At 71.3% G+C, this 19,172-nt stretch carries 17 protein-coding genes and 1 pseudogene; 12 read left to right on the top strand and 6 right to left on the bottom strand.

Annotated features, from left to right (window positions below; all coding sequences use genetic code 11):
- The first annotated feature begins 19 nt into the window (after positions 1-19).
- Entirely contained in the window at positions 20-1,801 is a 1,782-nt protein-coding gene (sucB, locus tag ACX1D1_RS07075; protein ID WP_459056439.1) for a 2-oxoglutarate dehydrogenase, E2 component, dihydrolipoamide succinyltransferase, read from the top strand.
- A gap of 70 nt (positions 1,802-1,871) precedes the next feature.
- Here sucB and ACX1D1_RS07070 read toward each other — a convergent pair whose 3' ends face one another.
- Entirely contained in the window at positions 1,872-2,732 is an 861-nt protein-coding gene (locus ACX1D1_RS07070; RefSeq protein WP_459056437.1) for a MerR family transcriptional regulator, read from the bottom strand.
- A 128-nt stretch (positions 2,733-2,860) separates the two neighbouring features.
- Here ACX1D1_RS07070 and idi point away from each other — a divergent pair.
- From idi to ACX1D1_RS07045, 5 genes and pseudogenes are all read left to right on the top strand, one after another.
- Positions 2,861-3,403: pseudogene (gene idi / locus ACX1D1_RS07065) on the top strand (isopentenyl-diphosphate Delta-isomerase); the annotation flags it as partial.
- A gap of 30 nt (positions 3,404-3,433) precedes the next feature.
- Entirely contained in the window at positions 3,434-4,522 is a 1,089-nt protein-coding gene (locus ACX1D1_RS07060) for a polyprenyl synthetase family protein (RefSeq protein ID WP_370585720.1), read from the top strand.
- Positions 4,519-6,030 (top strand): phytoene desaturase family protein, encoded by a 1,512-nt coding sequence (gene crtI, locus ACX1D1_RS07055; RefSeq protein ID WP_459056436.1) that lies wholly within the window; start codon positions 4,519-4,521, stop codon positions 6,028-6,030. The genes ACX1D1_RS07060 and crtI overlap by 4 nt, the downstream gene beginning before the upstream one ends.
- Positions 6,027-6,932 carry a phytoene/squalene synthase family protein gene (locus tag ACX1D1_RS07050; protein ID WP_459056435.1) on the top strand — a complete coding sequence of 302 codons (906 nt, stop codon included), beginning with the start codon at positions 6,027-6,029 and terminating at the stop codon, positions 6,930-6,932. The genes crtI and ACX1D1_RS07050 overlap by 4 nt, the downstream gene beginning before the upstream one ends.
- A gap of 145 nt (positions 6,933-7,077) precedes the next feature.
- The gene (locus ACX1D1_RS07045) at positions 7,078-7,410 is read left to right on the top strand and encodes a GIY-YIG nuclease family protein (protein WP_459056433.1); all 333 of its coding nucleotides are present in this window, start codon (positions 7,078-7,080) and stop codon (positions 7,408-7,410) included.
- 552 nt (positions 7,411-7,962) lie between these two features.
- Here ACX1D1_RS07045 and ACX1D1_RS07040 read toward each other — a convergent pair.
- From ACX1D1_RS07040 to ACX1D1_RS07025, 4 genes are read right to left on the bottom strand one after another with little or no spacing between them, the layout of a single operon-like run.
- Positions 7,963-9,483: an FAD-dependent oxidoreductase gene (locus tag ACX1D1_RS07040; protein ID WP_182782449.1), complete on the bottom strand. Its 1,521-nt coding sequence runs from the start codon at positions 9,481-9,483 to the stop codon at positions 7,963-7,965.
- The gene (locus ACX1D1_RS07035; RefSeq protein WP_459056431.1) at positions 9,480-10,196 is read right to left on the bottom strand and encodes a class I SAM-dependent methyltransferase; all 717 of its coding nucleotides are present in this window, start codon (positions 10,194-10,196) and stop codon (positions 9,480-9,482) included. Before ACX1D1_RS07035 ends, ACX1D1_RS07040 begins: the two co-directional genes overlap by 4 nt.
- A gap of 27 nt (positions 10,197-10,223) precedes the next feature.
- Entirely contained in the window at positions 10,224-11,243 is a 1,020-nt protein-coding gene (locus ACX1D1_RS07030) for an NAD(P)H-binding protein (protein WP_459056430.1), read from the bottom strand.
- A gap of 1 nt (position 11,244) precedes the next feature.
- A complete protein-coding gene (locus ACX1D1_RS07025) occupies positions 11,245-11,967 on the bottom strand; it encodes a CPBP family intramembrane glutamic endopeptidase (protein ID WP_182800097.1) in 723 nt (240 codons plus the stop codon).
- Between the two features lie 150 nt (positions 11,968-12,117).
- On the opposite strand from ACX1D1_RS07025, the gene ACX1D1_RS07020 reads away from it, so the two are divergent.
- Both ACX1D1_RS07020 and lipB read left to right on the top strand, forming a co-directional pair.
- Positions 12,118-12,852 (top strand): DUF554 domain-containing protein, encoded by a 735-nt coding sequence (locus ACX1D1_RS07020; protein ID WP_459056429.1) that lies wholly within the window; start codon positions 12,118-12,120, stop codon positions 12,850-12,852.
- 18 nt (positions 12,853-12,870) lie between these two features.
- Positions 12,871-13,512: a lipoyl(octanoyl) transferase LipB gene (lipB, locus tag ACX1D1_RS07015; RefSeq protein ID WP_182782444.1), complete on the top strand. Its 642-nt coding sequence runs from the start codon at positions 12,871-12,873 to the stop codon at positions 13,510-13,512.
- Here the strand turns inward: lipB and ACX1D1_RS07010 are convergent, their stop codons facing one another.
- Positions 13,513-14,445, bottom strand: coding sequence for a DMT family transporter (locus ACX1D1_RS07010; RefSeq protein WP_459056428.1), 933 nt, complete (start codon positions 14,443-14,445; stop codon positions 13,513-13,515).
- A gap of 58 nt (positions 14,446-14,503) precedes the next feature.
- Between ACX1D1_RS07010 and ACX1D1_RS07005 the strand changes: the two genes are divergently transcribed.
- Genes ACX1D1_RS07005 through ACX1D1_RS06990 form a run of 4 tightly spaced genes read left to right on the top strand, consistent with a single transcriptional unit; the run spans position 14,504 to position 19,164 of the window.
- Positions 14,504-15,439: a lipoyl synthase gene (locus ACX1D1_RS07005; protein WP_182782442.1), complete on the top strand. Its 936-nt coding sequence runs from the start codon at positions 14,504-14,506 to the stop codon at positions 15,437-15,439.
- A gap of 13 nt (positions 15,440-15,452) precedes the next feature.
- Positions 15,453-16,208: a DUF4191 domain-containing protein gene (locus tag ACX1D1_RS07000; protein WP_459056427.1), complete on the top strand. Its 756-nt coding sequence runs from the start codon at positions 15,453-15,455 to the stop codon at positions 16,206-16,208.
- A 3-nt stretch (positions 16,209-16,211) separates the two neighbouring features.
- Positions 16,212-17,969: an ABC-F family ATP-binding cassette domain-containing protein gene (locus ACX1D1_RS06995; protein WP_182800101.1), complete on the top strand. Its 1,758-nt coding sequence runs from the start codon at positions 16,212-16,214 to the stop codon at positions 17,967-17,969.
- A gap of 52 nt (positions 17,970-18,021) precedes the next feature.
- Complete coding sequence (locus ACX1D1_RS06990; protein ID WP_459056426.1) at positions 18,022-19,164, top strand: AAA family ATPase; 1,143 nt, start codon at positions 18,022-18,024, stop codon at positions 19,162-19,164.
- Positions 19,165-19,172 lie beyond the last annotated feature (8 nt).

Below are 19,172 nucleotides of genomic sequence, written 5' to 3'. Positions count from 1 at the left end.
TGCAAAGGAGCCATCTCACATGTCAACCGAAGTAACTCTCCCGGCGCTGGGCGAATCCGTCACGGAAGGCACCATTTCCCGCTGGTTGAAGGCAGTCGGAGACACCGTCGAAGTCGACGAACCACTGCTCGAGGTCTCCACCGACAAGGTCGACACTGAGATCCCCAGCCCCATCGCGGGCACCCTGCTCGAGATCCGCTTCCAGGAGGACGACGTCGCGGAGGTGGGTGCAGTCCTCTGCGTCGTCGGTGACGCCGACGACGCGGGTGAGGCCCCCGCCGCCCCCGCCGAGGAAGCCCCCGAGGCCGAACCTGAGCCGGAGCCTGAGCCAGCCGAGGAGAGCGCCGAGGAGGAGCCCGTCGAGGCGCAGGAAGCTGAGGAAGCACCTGCCGCTCCTGCCAGCGAGCCGTCGGCCGCAGCTTCGTCCGCCGGCGTCGAGGTGACCCTTCCCGCACTGGGCGAGTCGGTCACCGAAGGCACGGTGTCGCGGTGGTTGAAGGAAGTGGGCGAGACCGTCGAGGCCGACGAGCCGCTCCTCGAGGTCAGCACGGACAAGGTGGACACCGAGATTCCCAGCCCCGTCGCCGGGACCCTGCTGGAGATCCGCTTCAAGGAAGACGATGTGGCCGAGGTGGGCGCCGTCCTGGCGATCGTCGGCGAAGCCACCGCCGCCCCGGAGCCGAAGCCCGAGCCCAAGCCTGCGCCCGCAGCGAAGCCCGAGCCCAAGCCCGCACCCAAGGCCGAACCAGCGGCCAAGGCTGAGCCCGCTCCGGCGCCGAAGACCGAGCCCGCTCCGGCGGCTCCGAAGCAGGAGCACTCACCCGCCGTCGAGGCCGCCGTCGCACGGCGCGCCGAAGAGGCATCAGCCGACGGCACCTACGTCACGCCGCTGGTGCGCAAGCTCGCGAAGGAACACGGCGTGGAGCTGTCCAGCGTCAAGGGCACCGGCGTCGGTGGCCGCATCCGCAAGCAGGACGTGATCGAGGCGGCTGAGGCAGCCAAGGCCGCGGCCGAGGCGGCGAAGGCCGCCCCCGCTCCGGCAGCCGCCGCCCCGAAGGCCTCGGCGCCCACCGCTCAGGTGCGCGGCACCACGGAGAAGCTGTCGCGGCTGCGCAAGACGATCGCGGCGCGGATGGTGGAGTCGCTCCAGGTCTCGGCCCAGCTCACCGCCACCGTCGAGGTGGACGTCACGGCCGTCAGCCACATCCGGACCCAGGTCAAGGACGATTTCAAGAAGCGCGAGGGCGCATCGCTGTCCTACCTTCCGTTCATCACGATGGCCGCCGTCGAGGCCCTCAAGCAGTACCCGATCGTCAACGCCACCATCGACACGGAGGCCGGCACCGTCACCTACGCCGACGGCGAGCACATCGGGCTCGCGGTGGACACCGAGAAGGGCCTCCTCGTGCCCGTCATCAAGGACGCGGGAGACCTCAACCTCACCGGCCTGGCGAAGAAGATCGCGGACCTCGCGGCCCGCACGCGCGCCAGCAAGGTCACCCCGGACGAGCTGTCGGGTGGCACGTTCACCATCACCAACTACGGCTCGGCGGGCACCCTGTTCGACACGCCCATCATCAACCAGCCGCAGGCGGCCATCCTCGGCACCGGCGCGCTCGTGAAGCGCCCGGTCGTGGTCGAGGACCGCTTCGGCAACGAGTCCATCTCGGTGCGGCACATGATGTACCTGTCACTCAGCTACGACCACCGTCTCATCGACGGCGCGGTCGCGGCCAGGTTCCTCTCCACCGTCAAGTCGCGCCTCGAAGAGGGCGACTTCGGGGGCGAGTTCGGCCTCTGAGCCACCACCGATCAACGACGAAGGGGCGCCATCCTGCGGGGTGGCGCCCCTTCTCGTTGCAGTCGGAAGGTCAGATGCGTCCGGCCGCGAGGCTGATGTGGAGGATCGATGCCGCCTCGGCCACCGCGTCGGGCAGCTGGTGCACCCCGGAGACGGAGGTCCGGTGGGACCCGCCCACCCACACCGACAGAGGCGGCGACACCGCGGCCAGCTGATTCACCACCGCCTGCGCGGGCTCGACGGAGCGCTCCGAGGTCACCCCGATCACCGCGGCCCGCGCGCGGCGACCGTCGGCCGCCCGGACCCACTCCTCCACCGGGATGTCGGAGCCCAGGTAGACCACGTTGACGCCGCGACGACGCAGGCAGGTGGCGAACGTGAGCAGCGCCAACTGGTGCCGGTCCCCAGCGGGGAGCCCGACGAGCACCGTCGGGCCGCCAGTGACGGCCGGCGCGGCGTCGAACTCGGCCGAGATCGCCCGCATCAGGCCGGCGCTGGCGAAGTGTTCCTGCGCCACGGACAGCTCGCCGCTCTCCCAGGCGTCCCCGATCCGGGCCAGCTGCGGCAGGATCCAGCCGTCGGCCACCTCCTCGAACGGTCCGCTGGCGAACGCGCGCCGCAGCACGTCGTCGAGTTGAGCCGGCTCCAGCGACGCCGCGGCCGCGACGAACGCCTCGGGTCCCGGACGGCCCGAAACCGGGGAGTCCCCGGCGCCCGGCAGCCCTCGCACCGCCTCAGCCGCCCGCGATGCCGGCACGCCCGCCTCGACGAGCGAGGCCATCTCCCGGAGCGCCCCCACCTGTGAGTCGTCGTAGAGCCGGTACCCGCCGGGCGTGCGCGATGGGCGCACCACGTCGTAACGGCGTTCCCACACCCTCAAGGTGGCCTCAGCCACTCCAGTGAGCGCGGCCACCTGCTTGACTGTGTACATTCGCACGTCCCTCCAGGCCAGTCTGATGCACACCGTACCAAAGGTTGAACAAACCTTCTGCAATGCGTTGCATCCGGGTGCCGTTTTCGCTATCGTCGTGCGAAAGATTGAACAAACATTGGACACTCATGATCGCTGACACGAGCTCATCCAGACCGCGAGGCCGCACGGCCCAGCGCGACGACGTGGTCCTGCTCGACGAGGACGGCATGCCCATCGGCCGCGCCGACCGCATGCAGGTGCACTCCACCACCACGCCGCTCCACCTGGCCTTCTCCACCTACGTGTTCAACGCCCATGGCGAGGTGCTCGTCACCCGCCGCGCCCTGGCCAAGAAGACCTGGCCGGGCGTGTGGACGAACTCGTGCTGCGGGCACCCCAAGCCCGGCGAGTCCCTCGAGGACGCGGCCCGGCGCCGGATCCGCGAGGAGCTGGGCCTCAACGTCGGCCCCCTCGTCAGCCTCCTTCCGGACTTCCGCTACCGCGCCGTCGACGCCTCGGGGATCGTGGAGAACGAGATCTGCCCCGTCTTCGCGGCCTTCGTGCCCGACGAGCAGCCCATCGCCAACCCCGACGAGGTCTCCGAGTGGGCCTGGGTGCCCTGGGAGAACCTGTCCGCGGCCATCACCGCGACACCTCACGTCTACAGCCCCTGGGCCGCCCTGCAGGTACCCCAGATCGCCTCGGCGCACCCCGACGCCGTGTGGCGGCCCGCGCCGCCCACCATCGACGTCGGCGCGGCCATCGCGGACGTCGACGCCCTCCTCGCCGCGGAGGTCAACACCCTCACCGTCGAGTGGCAGAGCTACGCCGGAGACCTCGGCCTCGACGTGCTCGAGGCGGACCTGCCACGCTGGCTCGGCGGCCTGCTGGTGGGCCACGGCAAGCGGCTGCGCGTGGCCCTGGCCTACTGGGGTTTCATCGCCACCGGCGGGACCCACGGCTCCTCCGGGTACCGCAACCTCATCCGCTCCGCCTCCGCCCTCGAGACCCTGCATCTCTTCGCGCTCATCCACGACGACGTGATGGACGAATCGGACTCCCGCCGCGGGCGCCCGTCGGCCCACGTGGCCTCGGCGGGATGGCACCGCGCGGCCGGTGCCTCCGGCGACGCGGAGGTCTTCGGCCGCAACATGGCGATCCTCCTGGGCGACCTGGCCCACACCATCTCCGACAGACTCGTCGACGGCCTCCCACAGCCCCTGCGCGAGGTCTGGTACGCGCTGTCGGTCGAGCTCATCGCCGGGCAGCGCGCGGACCTCACCGGCGCCGCAGCGGCCCGCCGCGACCGTGCCCATGCCGAGCACATCGCCCGCGCCAAGACCGGCCGCTACACCGTGGCCAGGCCCCTCCAGATCGGGGCCACCGCCGCCGGCGCCAATCCCGCCGTCGTCGCCACCCTCATGGAGTGCGGCGACCATCTCGGCCGCGCGTTCGCGCTCCGCGACGAATACCTCGGTGTCTGGGGAGACCCAGACATCACCGGCAAACCCGCCGGGGACGACCTCCTGGAAGCGAAGGCAACCGTGCTCCTCTCCCTCGCCGAGGACCGCCTCAGCGGCCCCGACGCCCACCTCCTCAGCCGCCTCGGCGCCCCCGACCTGGCACGCGAGGACGTCGACCGTCTCGCCGACGCCATCCGCGCCGCGGGCGTGGCCGACGAGCTCGAAGCAATGATCGCCGCGGCCGTCGACGACGGGCTGGCCTGCCTGGAGATGCCCCCACTCGTGGCGGCCGGCGTAGCCGGTCTCCGCGAAGCCGCCGGCTCGCTCGCCTGGAGGCAGTCATGAGCCGCGCACGACGGATCCCGGGGAAGTCCGGCGCGCAGCGCCACGTGGCCGTGGTGGGCGCGGGGCTCTCCGGCCTGGCCGCCGCGATGCACCTGGCCGGCGACGGCTACCGCGTCACCGTGCTGGAGCGCGAGGCCATTCCCGGCGGCCGCAACGGCCTGCTGGAGAAGGACGGCTTCACGTTCGACACCGGTCCCAAGGTCTTCACCATGGTCTCCCTGCTCCAGGAGGCGTTCAGCGCCGTCGGGAAGCGGGTGCCGGACTACGTCACCCTCAAGCAACTCGATCCCGCCTACCACGCGCACTTCGCCGACGGCTCCACCCTGCTCGTGCGCGCCGGCCACGAGGCCATGCGCGCCGAGATCGCCGCGCACAGCGGCGCGAAGGACGCGGCCGCGTTCGACAAGTTCGTGGTGTGGCTCAAGCGGCTCAACGATGTGGAGCTCCCGCATTTCATCGACGCCAACTTCAACTCCCCCCTGAGCCTGTTCCGGTCTCCGATGGCCGCGCTTGAGCTGATCCGGCTGGGCGGGTTCGGCCGGCTGGGCCCGGCCGTCGCTCGACGGTTCGACGACGAGCGCCTCCATCGGATGTTCAGCTTCCAGGCCATGTACGCGGGCCTGGCACCCGCCCAGGCGCTGGCGCTCTACGCCGTGATCACCTACATGGACTCCATCGAGGGCGTCTTCTTCCCGGAGGGCGGCATGCACGCCGTCCCGCGCGCCATGGCTGCGGCGGCCGCAGACGCTGGCGTCGAGTTCCGCTACTCCACCCCCGTGGAGCGGGTGGAGCGGCGCGCCGACGGCTCAGCGGCAGGTGTGCGCCTTCCGGGCGGCGAGGTCCTGGCGGCCGACGCCGTCGTGGTGACGGTGGATCTCCCCGTCGCCTACGAGCGCCTACTACCCGACGTGCGTGCGCCTCGGGTGGCACGCAACGGCCGGTACTCCCCCAGCGCGCTGGTGTGGCACGTGGGCGTCCGCGGCACGCTGCCCGACGGCGTGGGGCACCACAACATCTACTTCGGCAAGGCGTGGGACGAATCCTTCCGGGAGTTGCTCGACGGCGGGACGGCAATGACGGACCCGTCGCGGTTCCTGTCCGTGCCGTCGATCGACGACCCGGCTGCAGCTCCCGAGGGGTGCCACGTCCTCTACTACCTGGAGCCCGTGCCCAACCTCAAGGTGGGGCGCCTGGACTGGGACGTCGAGGGACCCCGCCTGCGGGAGCGGATGCTCGGCTCGCTCGAGACGATGGGCTACCCCACCGACATCGTCACCGAGGAGCTCGTCACCCCGGTGGACTGGGAGCGCCAGGGCATGGCGGCGGGCACCCCGTTCGCGCTGGCCCACACCTTCCCCCAGACCGGCCCGTTCCGCCCGAAGAACGTGGATCGTCGCGTCCCGGGCCTGGTGTTCGCCGGGTCCGGCACCACCCCGGGCGTCGGCATCCCGATGGTGCTGGTGTCAGGGAAGCTGGCGGCGAAGAGGGTCGCGGAGATGGGGCGGTGAACGCATCCCTGGACGCCGGCTACCGGCGGTGCGCCGAGCTCACCCGGGAGTACGGCACCACCTACTACTGGGGTGCGCTGCTGCTGCCGAAGTCCCAGCGCAAGGACGTGTACAGCGTCTACGCGCTGTGCCGGCTGGCCGATGACATCGTCGACGAGCCGGACAAGGTGCAGGCTGACGACGCCGCGGTGCCGCGCGACGGGACCCCCCAGGAGCGGCTCGCAGCGTTCCGCGCCACGTTCTTCGACTCCCTGGCCCGCGGAACTGCCGAGCAGCCGGTGATGGCGGCCATCGTCGAGAGCATCAACCGGCGGGGAACCGATCCGGAGTGCTTCGAACGGTTCTTCGACGCAATGGCCTCAGACTTCACCCAGGACACGTGGGAAACGTGGGAGGACCTGCGCGACGGGTACATGGAGGGCTCGGCCGCGGTGATCGGGGAGATGATGCTGCCGGTGCTCGAGCCCCTCACCCCGGAGGCGATGGGGCCGGCGCGGGCGCTGGGGCAGGCGTTCCAACTCACCAACTTCCTGCGCGACATCAACGAGGACCTGGACCGCGGGCGTGTCTACCTGCCTCAGGAGGATCTGGCCAGGCACGGCGCGGATCCGTGGCTCCGCCGCGTCACGCCGCAGTGGCGGGCGATGATGGCCGAGCAGGTGGCCCGGAACCGGGAGCTGTACGCCGAAGGGGTCCGGGGGCTCGACATGTTGCCGCCGGCCTCCAAGCGCTGCGTCGGGACCGCGCTGGTCCTCTACAGCCGGATCCTGGACCGGATCGAGGACGCCGACTACGACGTGTTCTCCGGCCGGATCCGGGTGCCGAACAGGGAAAAGTTGAGTGTCGCGGTGAGGGCGGTCGTGGGAGCGATGCCGTCGGTCAGCTTCGCCGCCGCGCACTGATCCTTCGGACCCTTCCCCGCTGGTTGAGCCGCGCCAAGCCGCGAAGCGGCGCGACGCGTGTCGAAACCTGCGCATGGACTCACAAGTTATCCACAGGTGGGCGCATTGCCCTTGCCTGACGTTGTGTCGCGGCCACGATGGGGGCATGCCATTCACCTACATGCTCGAATGCTCCGACGGCAGCTTCTACGTGGGGTCGACCTGGGACCTCGGCGAACGGGTCACGCAACACATGTCGGGTCGTGGCGCCACGTACACCAGCCGTCGGCGGCCCGTGCGCCTCGTCTGGGCCCAGGAGTTCGAGCGAATCGATGAGGCGTTCAACGTCGAGAAGAAGATTCAAGGCTGGGGCAGGGAGAAGCGGATCGCGCTGGTTGAAGGTCGGTACGGCGACTTGCCCGGCTTGGCTCGCAAGGGTCGCCAGACTCAGCCGTGTGAGATCTCGGATGGGGCGCGCGCACGTCTCGATTCCGACTGACGGTGCCGAGAGGCTGCCGGACCGCTGCCGGGTCACCGTTGACCCGGTGCTGGGGTCTTGCTGGAGGGTTGCGTCGGGTTTCGACGCGGGCTGCGCCGCTAAGCGGCTTTGCCCGGCTCAACCCAAGTCGACGCGGGCTGCGCCGCTACGCGGCTTTGCCCGGCTCAACCAGCGGGAAGGGTGCAGCTCGGTCCGCTCAACCAAACGGGCGAGCGCGTTCGGCCTGCTCAACCAGCGTCGGGAGGGGTCGCCACTATCCCGCTGGTTGACCCAGCCGCGGCGCGAAGCGCCCGCTGCTGCGTCGAACCCACCGCACCCGGTGCAGGGACTTGCTGGAGAGTTGCGTCGGTTTCGACGCGGGCTGCGCCGCTCCGCGGCTTTGCCCGGCTCAACCAGCGGGAAGGTGCAGCTTGGCCCGGCTCAACCAGCGGAGGGGGCGGCTTGGCCCGGCTCAACCAGCGGGAAGGTGCGGCTCGGCCCGGCTCAACCAGCGGGAAGGTGCGGCTCGGCCCGGCTCAACCAGCGGGATGGTGCGGCTCGTCCAAGGGTGGGTCAGCGGCGGGGCCAGCGGCCCAGCAGCCCCTCCATCGGCACCGTCCACAGGTCGTGGCCGGCCGCGCCCCACCCCTCGAGGAGGGCGTTGGCCGCCAGGAAGCCTGTCGTGGCCGCCCGCTCCATCAGTGCCACCGGGTACTGGCAGCGGACCCAGTCGCCCGCCAGCACCAGCCGCGGCGACGGCGTCCTCACACCTGGGCGGTCCGCCCACCTGCCCGGCCCGATGAGCGTGCAGTCGTCGCGCACCAGCACCTCGCGCTCCAGAACGCCGGCCGCGGCCGTCTCCGGGAAGATCCGGTGCAGTTCCTCCTCCAGCCTCGCCGCGACCCCCTCAGCCGCGCCCGGATCAGACGCCACCGCCGGGTCCGCGGCGTAGGCGTGCAGCTCGACGACGGAGCCGCGGTGCTCCGTCGCCCAGTCCGCGGCGCCCTTCTCGAAGCGCTCCAGCACCGAGACGTTGTCCAGCGGCCCGTAGCCGGAGGTGCCGACGAACGCCGGGCGCGACGCGTCCACCGGGGTGTCCAGCCACAGCCGGACCACCACGAACGGCGGCGCGTTGACCGTGCCCGCGACGCGTCGCTGCCACGCCCCCCAACTGCTGCCGGCCAGGTCCGAGATCAGCTCCCGGCTGGTGCGTGGGTCCGTGGCGAGGACGACGGCGTCGTAGGTGCTCGCCTCCCCGTCGATCACCACAGTGGTGGCGCCCTGCCCGATGCCGATCGCCTCAACATGCTGGCCGACCCTGATGTCCACCCCGCGACCCGCGAGGTAGCGGCCGAGGGGCGCCCACAGGGCGGTGTCGTAGTCGTCGACGGGCACGTCGAAGAGCAGGCCCTCGGCCGATCCCATGAAGTAGGTGTGGAACATGGCCACCAGTTCCCCGGCGCCGAACTGCGACGGGTCGGCGAAGAACGACCGGGCAAACACCTCCAGGGCCAGGTCGCGGGCCGCCTCCGGGAAGCGCAACCTGTCCAGGAAATCCGCGGCGGACTCGCCGTCGTAGGCGGAGTAGGTCTCGGGGAACTTCACCCGGAGCAGTTCCATGGCCGCGGGCACGTTGACCTTGGCCAGCGTGCGCGCGCTGAACGCGGGACTGCGCCACACGAACTGCATCACGGAGAAGGGCGGCGTGGTGGCCAGCCCGGTGAAGGAGTCCCGCATCCCGTCCGGGCGCTGCAGCGGGTAGTCCTCGATCGGCACGAGCGAGTTCAGCTGCGGATCGATGCGCCGCAGCAGCCCGCGCAGGTTGTAGTACTGCCGGAAGAACGCGTGGAATCCGCGGCTCATGGTGCGGCCGTCGTCCAGCGGCCATGCCGCCACCCGCCCACCGAGGCGGTCCGAGGATTCGATGAGCGTGACCTGCACCCCGCGCTCGGCCAGCCCGGCGGCGGCGGCCAGGCCTGCGATCCCTCCGCCGACGACCGCGACCGACTTCGGCTCCCCCACCCGCGACACTCCCAGCGGGCCCGGATGTCGGACGGCCCGCTTGTCGCGGCCGGGGTAGGTGGTGGTGCTCATGCATGCTCCTCGGGCTTGCGGGCGACGAACGTGTGGAGGATGCCGCGCTGCCATCCGGAGGCGGTGCGGTGCGCGATGTCGACGAACCCGGCCCTGGTGAGCCGGTGCGCGAAGCGGTCGACGGAGTCGAAGTCGCGGACGCTGCGCCACAGGTAGCGGTAGAGGTCCACGTCGCGGTCCACGACGGTGCCCAGCGGGATGATGACGGCCCGGCACACCGCGTCCCAGACGCGCCTGGCCCGGTCGTCGCCGGCCACCGAGTACTCCTGGACGACGAGCCAGCCCCCGGGGCGCAGCAGCTGGAACACCTCCGTCACGGCGCGGTCACGCGTCATGGGCGGCACGTTGCGGAAGAGGTAGCAGGTCAGGATGCCGTCCCGGTCACCGCCGACGGCGTCGAGGTCCAGCGTGCCGGCCACGGCCTGCTCGAAGCTGACCCCGCCGGGCCACTGCTTGCGCCCGGCCTCGGCTAGCATCCCCGAGGACGCGTCGAGGCCGAGGATCTCCGTGCCCTCGGGGGCGGCACCCACCAGCGCCGCCGTCGAGGCACCGGAGCCGCAGGCGAGGTCGATCAGCCGCAGCCGGGCATCCCCGCCCACCCGCTCGACCAGCGCCGTGGCGGCGCGCCTGAGCTCGCGGTGGTACCCGGGATTGAGGGCCACCATGAGGTCGTAGTGCCCTGCGCCGCGGTCGAACGCCTCGGTCGTGGTCACGCTTCCAGCCCTGTAATGGTCGTGCATTCAACGGCCTCCATTCCTACGTCGGATCAGGCTACTCGCGGCAGCGACCACGAGGGCCAGAGCGAGCAATGCGACCCCGAGGCGCGCGTAGGTGCGGCGGGGACGCGCCGGATCCACCTCCGCGGTGGCCTTCCGGACGGCGTCGTCGAACCCGGTCAGCCCACCCGGGGGGTCCCCGAGCAGGCCCGCGGCGTCGTCGTCGCTCTTGACGGCGTCGTGGATGAGGCTGCCCACCAGCGGCCTGGCGATCGCGGAGTCCACGGGGGTCACCAGACCCACCCACAGCGAGGCGAGGCGGGGCGTGAGGACGGGGAGCGTGACCACGAACGGCGGCTGCAGCCCGGTGGCCGTGGCGTAGCGGTGCATCATCTCCACATAGGTGAGCACCTCCTCCATCCCGACGTCGATGGCGCGGTTGACGTCTGGCTGGAGGTCGGCGGCGCGGACGAGGTAGTGGATGACGTCGTCGACGGCGATGGGCTGGATGCGGTTGCGCAGCCACTTGGGCCCCACCGCCACGGGAAGCCGCTCGGAGAGGTGGCGCAGCATGTCGAAGGACGCCGACCCCTCCCCCAGCACCACGCCGGCCTGGAGGACCGCCGTCGGCACCCCTGAGCCGAGCAGGATCTCACCCACCTCCACCCGGGAGGCCATGTGTTCCGAGAGCTTCCCCTCCGGGTGCAGTCCGCTGAGGTAGACGATCCGCTCCACCCCGGAGGCCAGTGCGGCGGCGGCGAAGGTCTCGGCGAGCTCGCGGTCACGCCGCCGGTAGTCCCCGCGACCGTCCATCGAGTGCAGCATGTAGTAGGCCACCTCCACCCCGTCCAGCGCCCGGAGCACGTCGGAGGTGCGGGTGGCGTCTCCGGCGGTGACCTCGACCCGGTCACGCCAGGCGGGCGCGAGCTTCCCGGGGTTGCGCGACAGCACCCGGACCCGCCACCCGGCGTCCAGGAGCGCGGGGACGAGCCGGGCGCCGACGTGGCCGGTGGCGCCTGTGACGAGTGCGGTGCGGGTGGACATGTCAGCCTCCAAGGGACAACAACGGTGGGAGCAGGATCAGCATGCCCAGTGACCAGGTCAGGTGGGAGGCGATCGGCCCGAGGACCCCGCCTGTGACCCTGCGTTGGGCGGCGGTGAGCAGGCCGAGGCAGACCGCGGCGAAGGTGAGCAGCGGGACCCCCGTGAACAGCGTGGACGCGGCATACAGGGCGGTGGAGCCGACGGCGTTGAACCGTCGGTCCAGCGACGCGTAGACAGCGCCCCGGAAGAACAACTCCTCGGCCACCCCGTTGACGGCCGTGACGAGCGCCACGAGCCACAGCGACCCGTAGCGGGCGTAGTCCAGCAGGTCCTCGACGGGGGCCGAGAGGACGGGGATCCGGTTGACGACGAGGGCGCCGGCGAGGAAGACGGCGAGCAGTATGAGCCCCAGCAGGAAGCCCTGCAGCGCACCCCTGCTGCGGCCACCGTCGCGGGTGCGCCCCTCCCCGAGGTAGAGGGGGCCGGAGACGAACGCCCCGAGGATCCAGAGCGCCGCGACGCCGAGTGTCGCGGCGTAGAACTCGGGCGCGCCGGGTTCGATGGAGAGCGCCAGACCCAGGGCGACGGCGCCCAGGACAACCGTGACCCCCACCACGATCCGGCGACGGCGGCGCACGGCAGGCGTCTCCGTGCGGATCCGCTCGACGGGGTTGACCAGGGCGGCGGTCAGGAAGGCGCGCGGTTCGTGCAGGAATCGGCGCACGGTCCCCTCCTTCTCCCGCCGGTGCCCACAGCCTAAACGTTAAACAAAGTTTGAACAACTCGTCCGTGGCTGGTGGACAGCCCTCCCCCAGACTGGCACGGATCGACCCCCGCGTAGGGCGGGAACGCCGGATCTGATTGGATGACAGGCGTGTTCATCGGGGTCGGGACTGTCGTCAACGTCATCACCGTGGTGGTCGGCGCCCTCCTCGGGATAGCCCTGGGCAACCGGATCCCCGAGAAGACCAAGGACACCGTCACCTCCGTGCTCGGCCTGGTCACCCTGGTGCTCGGCGGACTGTCTGTGGTGGCCATGGGATCGGAGGCGCTGCGGCACGAGGTCGACGGCGCGGCGATGCTGATCGTGCTCGCGTCGCTGCTCGTCGGGGCTCTGCTGGGGTCCTGGCTGCGGGTCGAGGACCGCCTCGAGCAGGGCGCCGCCTGGCTGCGGGGGCGCTTCACCGCCTCCGGGGACGCGGCGCGGTTCGTCGACGCCATGGTCACCTCCACGCTCCTGTTCTGCGTGGGTCCCCTCGCCATCCTGGGCTCGCTGTCCGACGGGCTGGGTCGCGGCGCGGACCAGCTGCTCGTCAAGTCCGTGCTGGACGGCTTCGCGGCCATGGCGTTCGCCTCTACGCTGGGCTGGGGAGTGCTCGCCTCGGCCGGGGCGGTGGCGCTCATCCAGGGGTCGCTGACCGCCGTCGGCTACTTCGCCGGCGACGTGCTGAGCACCGCGCAGGTGGACGCGCTGACCGCCACCGGCGGCGTGGTGCTGCTCGCGCTCGGGCTCCGGCTGCTCAACCTCAAGCAGATCCCCGTCGGCGACCTGCTGCCCGCGCTGCTGCTGGCCCCGCCCCTGGTCTCGCTCACCGCCGCCCTGTTCTGAGCGGTTAGCATCGGGCCCATGTTCACGTTCGACGATCGCGGCCTGGGCGAGTCCCTGGCCGACTACCAGGAGACCTGGGACCGGCAGCGCGCCCTGCACGCCGCGGTCGCGGGCGGCGCCCCCGGCCAGGTCCTCTACGTCGAGCACTCCCCCGTCTACACCGCCGGCCGCCGCACCACCGCCGAGCAGCGCCCGCAGGACGGCACCCCGGTCATCGACGTGGATCGCGGCGGGCTCATCACCTATCACGGCCCCGGCCAGCTCGTCGGCTACCCGATCGTGCAGCTGCGGGAGGGCGTCGGCGTGGTGGACTACGTGCGCGCCCTGGAGGCGGCCGTCATCGAACTGCTCACCGGCTACGGGCTGACCAGCGGCCGGGTCGAGGGCCGCACCGGGGTGTGGCTGCCCGCCGACGGGGATCGGCCTGAGCGCAAGATCTGCGCCATCGGCGTGCGCGTGGCCAGGCGCACCACGATGCACGGCTTTGCGCTCAACGTGCTGAGCTCGGCCGAGCGTTTCAGCAACATCATCGCCTGCGGCATCGCCGACGCGGGGGTGACGTCGATCGTCGAGGAGCTGCCCGGCCAGTGGAGCGTCAAGGGCGTGGCCGACGATCTGCGCACCCCCCTGACACGGGCCCTGGACCCGATCCTCGGCTGATCACTCGACGGCGTGCGGAGGCGCGGCCGCCCGTCGCGACGACAGCACCACCGCCGCCAGCAGCAGCGCCGCGCCGACGAGCCCGGCGGCACTGAGGCGCTCCCCCAGTACGAGGAACGCCAGCGCGGCCCCGGTGAGCGGCTCCAGCAGCGCCACCATCACCCCCGTCGTCGAGCTCTGAGTGCGAAGCCCGCGCAGGTAGGCGAGATAGGCGATGGCAGAGGGGATGAGGCCGAGAGCCACCACAAGTGCAACGCTCGCGGGCGTCGGAGCGAACCAGACGCCCTGGCCGGCGGCGGTGGCCACGCCGAGCACCACCAGTCCGCCGAGGAGGAACGCCAGCGCCGACCCGGTGGCGTCGTGGTAGTCCGGCACCGGACGGGCGCCCAGCAGGCTGATGACCGCGAACGCCGCCCCGGCCAGCAGGGCCAGCCCCGCCCCCCAGAGCGCATCGGCCACCTGCACCCCGTGCGGCGGCGCACCCATGAACAGGGCCAGGCCGACGGCGGTGAAACCCAACGCCAGCGCCAGCGGCCGCGTGAGCCGCTGCCGGCCCGTCGCGAGGTCCACCACCAGCACCATCACGGGCGCCGAGCCGACGGTGACCAGCGTGGCGATGGACACGCCCAGCAACCCCACCGCGCTGAAGAAGCCGAACTGGTACACCGCCGAGCACGCGGCCATCGCCGCCACCCGCCTCCACCCGGAGCGACGGCGCGGCCACCGCACGCGGCCGGTCAGCGCCACCGCGAGCATGAGCAGCAGCCCGCCGACGAGGATCCGGTAGCCGGCGACGGCCAGGAATCCCAGCCCGGAGGTGCCGCGCAGGAGGGTGCCGAGCGTGCCGGAGGTGCCCCAGGCGACGCCGGCGACCACCAGGGCCGCGACACCGGCGGTCACCGGGCGGGTCGAAGTGGCGGGGCGCGTGAGCACCCGCTCAGGCTAGCGCCACGGCCGGGGCCCTCCCGGCGGCAGCGGGTAGGCTGTGCGGGTGACCGCAGTGCAGCCCGATGGACGTCGACTCCTCCGCGTGGAGTCGAGAAACGCCGAGACCCCGATTGAGCGCAAGCCGAGTTGGATCCGCACCACCGCGAAGATGGGCCCCAACTACACGGACCTGCAGAAGATCGTGCGCGACGGTGACCTCCACACCGTGTGCCAGGAGGCCGGCTGCCCCAACATCTACGAATGTTGGGAGGATCGCGAATCCACGTTCCTCATCGGCGGGGATCAGTGCACCCGCCGCTGCGACTTCTGCCAGATCGAGTCCGCCAAGCCCGAGAGCTACGACCCGTCGGAGCCCCTGCGGGTGGCCGCGTCGGTGAAGAAGATGGGCCTTCGCTACGCCACCGTCACCGGGGTGTGCCGCGACGACCTCCCCGACGAGGGGGCCTGGCTGTACGCGGAGACCATCCGCCAGATCCATGCGCTCAACCCGGGGGTCGGCGTCGAGATGCTGGCGCCGGACTTCTCCGGGCGCGCCGAGCTGCTCGGGCAGCTGTTCGACGCCCGCCCCGAGGTGTTCGCGCACAACGTCGAGACGGTGCCGCGGATCTTCAAGCGCATCCGTCCGGGCTTCCGCTACGACCGCTCGCTGCGGGTGCTGACTATGTCGCGGGAGGCAGGCCTGGTCACCAAGTCCAACCTCATCCTGGGCATGGGCGAGACCCGCGAGGAGATCAGCCAGGCGCTGCAGGACCTGCACGACGCAGGCGCCGAACTGATCACCATCACCCAATATCTGCGCCCCAACGCCACGCTCCACCCGATCGACCGCTGGGTCACGCCGGAGGAGTTCGAGGACCTGGCCGAGGAGGCGCGCGGGATCGGATATTCTGGCGTGCTGTCTGGTCCTCTGGTCCGCTCCTCGTACAGGGCGGGACGCCTGTACCGGACGGCGATGGACGCGCGCATCACAATCGGCTGAGACGGAGACACAGATGGCCAGCGAGAGAGCCAAGGCGCTAGCTGAAAAGCAGAAGGCCGAGCTGAAGGCCGCCAAGGCGGCCAAGAAGAACTCCACAGACCCCAAGGACTGGGGCTGGTGGAAGCAGCTCCGCGAGACCTACAAGGTCACGGTCAAGTACGACAAGGTTCTGCCGTGGCTGATGCTGGCCGGCTTCGTGGTGCCCTGGGCGGCGCTGCTCATCCTCGGCTTCGTGCTCAACGCCCCCCTCATCTGGGGCATCGTGGGCGTCTCCGCCGGCATGCTCGGGGCGCTGTCGATCTTCACGTGGCGGGCCCGCAAGGCCGTCTACCGTCGCTTCGAGGGCCAGGCCGGCTCCGCCGAGGTGGCGCTGCAGATGCTGCCCAAGCAGTGGATCTCCACCCCGGTCATCACCGCGACCCGGAGCCTCGACGCCGTGCACCGCACGCTCGGCCCCGGCGGGCTGGTGCTCATCGGCGAGGGCGAGCCCGGCAGGCTGAAGCCGCTGCTGGCCAGCGAGAAGAAGAAGCACGAACAGGTGGCCTACGGCGTGGACGTCACCATCATCCAGATGGGCAAGGGCACGGGCCAGGTGCCGCTGGACAAGCTCGCCGATCAGATCAAGAAGCTGCCCAAGAAGCTGTCGCCCGCCAAGATCACCGAGGTCAACCAGCGCCTCCGCGCTCTGGACGCCATGCGTCCCAAGGCCCCCATCCCGAAGGGCCCCATCCAGACGAAGGGCGCCCGGTCCGCCATGCGCGGCCGCTGACGCGTGGCGAACCTGGTCAACCTCGAATCCGTCACCCACGGCTTCGGGACGCGCATCCTGCTGGACTCCGTCTCGCTCGGTGTCGGCGCCGGTGAGGTGATCGGCGTGGTGGGCCGCAACGGCGACGGCAAGACCACCCTGCTGCGCATCCTCACCGGAGACCTGGAGCCGGACTCCGGGCGTGTCACCGTCACCGGCAACGCCTCCATCGGTGTGCTGACCCAGGCCACCGTCGGGCAGGACTCGCAGACGCTGCGGGACTGGATCCTCGACGGGGAGCCGGATCACGTGTGGGCGGCGAACGCGGAGAAGCGCGCCGTCGTCGAGGCACTGCTGGCGGACATGGAGCTGGACCGCCGGCTGGACACGTTGTCCGGCGGCGAGCGCCGTCGGGTGGGGCTGGTGGCCGTGCTGCTGGGCCACCACGACCTCATCGTGCTCGACGAGCCCACCAACCACCTCGACGTCGAGGCAATCGCGTTCCTCGCCACGCACCTGCAGGCCCGCACCAGGTCCGGGCTGTCCATGCTGGTGGTCAGCCACGACAGGTGGTTCCTGGACGCGGTCTGCACGCGCATCTGGGAGGTCCACGACGGCGTGGTCGACGGCTACGACGGCGGCTACGCGGCCTACGTGCTGGCGAGGGTTGAGCGGCAGCGGCAGTCGGCCGCCAACGAGTCGCGGCGCAAGAACCTCGCCCGCAAGGAGCTCGCCTGGCTGCGTCGCGGTGCCCCGGCCCGGACGTCGAAGCCCAAGTTCCGCATCGAGGCCGCCAACGTGCTCATCGCGGACGAGCCCGAGCCGCGCGACAAGCTTGCGCTGCAACAATTCGCCGTGACGCGCCTGGGCAAGGACGTGTTCGACCTCATCAACGTCACCTACGCCATCCCGGACCGGACACTGCTGGACAAGCTCACGTGGTCGATCGGGCCGGGAGACCGGATCGGGCTGGTGGGCGTCAACGGCGCGGGGAAGACCACGCTCCTGGATCTGCTCGCCGGGTTCCGGGAGCCGGACAGCGGCAAGGTCAAGCGCGGTAAGACGCTGCGGTTGGGCTTCCTGTCGCAGACGGTCGGTGAGCTGGACGACGCGGACCGGGTGCTCGATTCGGTCAAGCGCCTCAAGGAGGAGACGAAGCTCGCCACCGGGCGCGAGGCCACCGCGTCGTCGCTGCTGGAGGAGTTCGGGTTCACCGGGGACAAGCTGGTGGCACGGATCGGGGACCTCAGCGGTGGCGAGCGCCGCAGGCTGCAGTTCCTCCGTCTCCTTCTCACCGAGCCCAACGTGATGATCCTCGACGAGCCCACCAACGACCTGGACATCGACACCCTCACCATCATCGAGGACTACCTCGACAGTTGGCCCGGCACCCTGATCGTGGTCAGCCACGACCGCTACTTCCTCGAGCGGATCACCGACTACACCTACGCCCTGCTGGGCGACGGATCGTGCGCGCTGCTGCCGGGTGGGGTCGAGGAGTACCTGGAGCGTCGCGCGAGGGCCAAGGCCCCCGCCCCGACAGCCGGACAGGCTACGCCCGGGTCGCCGTCGGACGCTGCGGCGGAGCGCCAGAAGAAGAAGGACCTGGCCCGGATCGAGGGACAGTTGGAGAAGGCTGCGGCGTTGATCGAACGGCTGCACGCGGACATGGCCAAGGCCGGGACGGACTTCTCGCGGTTGGCGGCCCTGGACGCCGAACTGCGCGACGCGGAGGCCCGGCACGAGCGCCTTGAGGAAGCCTGGCTCGAGACGGCCGACTGACCCTTCCGCCCGGGCCGGAAAAGCGTCGGAGGGGCCGCCTAGGGTGGCGGGCATGTATCGCACCCTCGCCGTCGCCGGATACCGGTCGCTGCGCGACCTCATCGTCCCCTTGGGTCGGGTCACCGTCGTCACCGGCGCCAACGGCTCCGGGAAGTCCAGCCTCTACCGCGCACTCCGGCTCCTCGCCGGCTGCGCCCTCGGGGACGCCGTCGGCTCGCTCGCCCGCGAAGGCGGGCTGAGCTCCGCGCTGTGGGCGGGCCCCGAATCGTTGGCGGGGGCGCGCCGGGGCCACGCCGTCGAGGGGACCAGGCGCGCCGGGCCGGTGTCGCTGCGGCTCGGCATCGGCTCGGACGCGCTGTCCTACCTCATCGACCTCGGGCTGCCCGTCCCCGGCCGGTCGGCCTTCGACCGCGACCCCGAGATCAAGCGCGAATCGGCCTGGGCCGGGCCCGTCATGCGGCCCGGCACCATGGTGGCCAAGCGCCTTCGGGCCGGGGTCATGATCCGCGACGACGGCCCCTGGACCGAGTTGCCCTTCCACCTCCCCACCCACGCGTCGATGCTGGCGGACGTGCCCGAGCTGCGCCCACTCCGCGACGACCTCGCCGCCTGGCGCTTCTACGACGCTCTCCGCACCGACGCCGACGCCCCGGCCAGGCAGCCCCGCGTCGGCACCCGCACCTGGGCGCTGGCCTCCGACGGCTCGGACGTGGCCGCGGCGCTTCAGACCATCATCGAGCGGGGGAAGGAGCCCCTGCACGAGTCGGTCGAGGACGCGTTCCCCGGCAGCAGGGCGGGGATCGAGGTGCGCGACGGCGTGTTCGACCTCACCCTCCAGCAGCCCGGAATGCTGCGCCCCCTCCGGGGCGCCGAACTCTCCGACGGCACCCTGCGCTACCTGATGTGGCTCGCGGCGCTCCTGGCACCCAGCCGGCCGCCACTGATGGCCATCAACGAGCCGGAGAACAGCCTCCACCCCAGCCTGATCTCTCCCCTGGCCCGGCTGATCGCCCGCGCCGCCGTCGACGCGCAGCTCGTGGTGGTGACGCACTCCCGGCCGCTGTTGGAGCAGCTCACCGAGGCCGTCCCCGCTGAGCACCTCGAGGTGGTGGAGCTCGGCAAGGATCTCGGGGAGACGATGGTCGAAGGCCAGGGACTGCTCAGCCGTCCGACGTGGGAGTGGGGCCGACGGTGAACCCGCGG

The sequence above is a fragment of the Tessaracoccus luoxuelianae genome (assembly GCF_054483915.1).
This window is presented reverse-complemented; position numbering and strand designations above follow the sequence as displayed.

Bases quoted from the DNA above. Each gene is read 5' to 3' on its own strand.
- sucB (WP_459056439.1), top strand. From the start codon at position 20: ATGTCAACCGAAGTAACTCTCCCGGCGCTGGGCGAATCCGTCACGGAA.
- ACX1D1_RS07070 (WP_459056437.1), bottom strand. From the start codon at position 2,732: ATGTACACAGTCAAGCAGGTGGCCGCGCTCACTGGAGTGGCTGAGGCC.
- crtI (WP_459056436.1), top strand. From the start codon at position 4,519: ATGAGCCGCGCACGACGGATCCCGGGGAAGTCCGGCGCGCAGCGCCAC.
- ACX1D1_RS07045 (WP_459056433.1), top strand. From the start codon at position 7,078: ATGCCATTCACCTACATGCTCGAATGCTCCGACGGCAGCTTCTACGTG.
- ACX1D1_RS07040 (WP_182782449.1), bottom strand. From the start codon at position 9,483: ATGAGCACCACCACCTACCCCGGCCGCGACAAGCGGGCCGTCCGACAT.
- ACX1D1_RS07030 (WP_459056430.1), bottom strand. From the start codon at position 11,243: ATGTCCACCCGCACCGCACTCGTCACAGGCGCCACCGGCCACGTCGGC.
- lipB (WP_182782444.1), top strand. From the start codon at position 12,871: ATGTTCACGTTCGACGATCGCGGCCTGGGCGAGTCCCTGGCCGACTAC.
- ACX1D1_RS07000 (WP_459056427.1), top strand. From the start codon at position 15,453: ATGGCCAGCGAGAGAGCCAAGGCGCTAGCTGAAAAGCAGAAGGCCGAG.
- ACX1D1_RS06990 (WP_459056426.1), top strand. From the start codon at position 18,022: ATGTATCGCACCCTCGCCGTCGCCGGATACCGGTCGCTGCGCGACCTC.